At 66.0% G+C, this 1,701-nt stretch carries 2 protein-coding genes; one reads left to right on the top strand and one right to left on the bottom strand.

What is annotated here, in order from left to right:
* A partial coding sequence (locus tag ABT288_RS49890; protein ID WP_351623444.1) for a hypothetical protein occupies window positions 1-209 on the top strand: 209 nt, incomplete at its 5' end.
* Window positions 210-1,167: 958 nt separating this feature from the next.
* On the opposite strand, the gene ABT288_RS49885 is transcribed toward ABT288_RS49890, so the two are convergent.
* On the bottom strand, window positions 1,168-1,596 hold the full coding sequence (locus tag ABT288_RS49885) for a VOC family protein (protein WP_351623443.1): 429 nt from the start codon (window positions 1,594-1,596) through the stop codon (window positions 1,168-1,170).
* Between the last annotated feature and the right edge of the window lie 105 nt (window positions 1,597-1,701).

Below are 1,701 nucleotides of genomic sequence, written 5' to 3'. Positions count from 1 at the left end.
AACGAGCCTCTCTACTCGGAGAGTTGCGCGATGGCCGCCCCATGACCAGGGGTAATGCACTGATCGCTGCTACACCACCCGGCGGGACACCATCGCAGGTCGCGGCGCCTCCGAGGTTGCCCGGACTGGGCCTGGAGCCCGCGCGCTCCTTCGCCGGCGCCCAGAAGGGGGTGACCGAACTCCGGACCGGCGACGACCCGGCAGCCTGATGCCTCCCCGTGAGGACCGTCACGCTTCGTGCGCCACCTGTTGCGCCCCCGCTGGAAGCACATGCCGCACCCGCGGCGGCGAGGTCGCCCTGGAGTACCGCGCTGAGTTCGACTTTCGCACGCCCGCCGACCGAGGCCCTGGACGTGCCTGGGAGATGGGCCCGGCGATCGACGCCGCGGTGCCCCGAGACCGCGACGAAGCCGACCCGCGTCGGGTTCGCACGCACCATCGGGTGATCTTCACCGGCCACGAGATGAAGCGCCTCGGTCACGGCGCCGCCGAACTTCTCGCCATCGCCGAGGATTTACGCCACCACGACATCGAACGGGAACTTCTCACTGGCCCGCTCAAGGGCGTCCACGACCCGTCCGGACACGGCGCCGCCCTCTTCGCCTCTTCGCAGGCATGGCCGAGTGCGAACGCGACTACGTCCCGGAGAAGTCCCTCGAAGGCCAGGCATCTGCCCGCGAGCGCGGCCGGTACGGCGGCAGTTCCAAGGTCGTCGACGACGCCATGGCCGCCTACGCCCGCGACCTGCGTGCTCAGAACGTCCCGTCCCCGAGATCGCCCGCAAGCTCGACATCCCGTCCGGAAAGAACAAAGAGCGAGCATCCCTCGGTCGCCACGGTCTACCGCATTCTCGCCGAGGACGACGCCGCCGAATCGACTCACGGAGCATCACGCTCAGCTAGGTGTCGGTTGTTTCATCGTTCGTTAATGGCACGACGGCCGTGGGTTCAGCGTGACTGAGGGACTTTCACCGGGAACCCACGGCGCCTTCGGCAGGCGGGCTCGGAAGTGCCGTGGGTTCGTCGCCGGTGTTCCGGGGTGTTCCGGTCAGGGCCGTAGCTTCCGTGCCTGCGGGTCGAAGCAGTTGAAGACCATCGGCCTGACAGGTCGGGGGGCGGTTCTTCGTCTTGGGCCATGGGGGCAGAACGAGGACACGTTCGTAGCCCCTCAGTCGATACAGAACTCGTTGCCCTCGATGTCCAGCATCGGAATGCACGAATCATTGCCGTCATACAACGTTCGCACGTGTACCGCGCCGAGCGGGACCAGGCGTGCGCATTCGGCCTCGAGTGCGGCGAGGCGCTCTTCACCCACGAGTCCAGTGCCGACCCTCACGTCAAGATGCAGGCGGTTCTTGGCGGCCTTGCCTTCGGGGACGCGCTGGAAGTACAGTCGCGGGCCCACACCTGAGGGATCTACGCAGGCGAACCATGAATCCCGCTGCTCAGGTGGCTGCGAGCGCTTGAAATCGTCCCAAGTGGCAAACCCCTCCGGTGGAGGCGGTACGACATACCCCAACACCTCGCACCAGAAACGAGCAAGGCGCTCAGGTTCTGCGCAGTCGAAGGTGACTTGGAACTTCTTGATCGATGACATCGGTCCCTAACTTGACTCTGTCGGGGATCTTGGTGTCGGCGGAGTCAACTGCCCAGGGTTCGCCAGGACTTCAGGCGAGGGATCTCGCGCTGGTCGAGGTAGTTC

It is taken from the genome of Streptomyces sp. NPDC001093 (genome assembly GCF_040298985.1).
GTDB lineage: Bacteria > Actinomycetota > Actinomycetes > Streptomycetales > Streptomycetaceae > Streptomyces.
Note: the sequence above shows the minus strand (reverse complement) of the source record. Positions and strands in the feature narration are given on the sequence as shown.

Bases quoted from the DNA above. Each gene is read 5' to 3' on its own strand.
- ABT288_RS49885 (WP_351623443.1), bottom strand. From the start codon at position 1,596: ATGTCATCGATCAAGAAGTTCCAAGTCACCTTCGACTGCGCAGAACCT.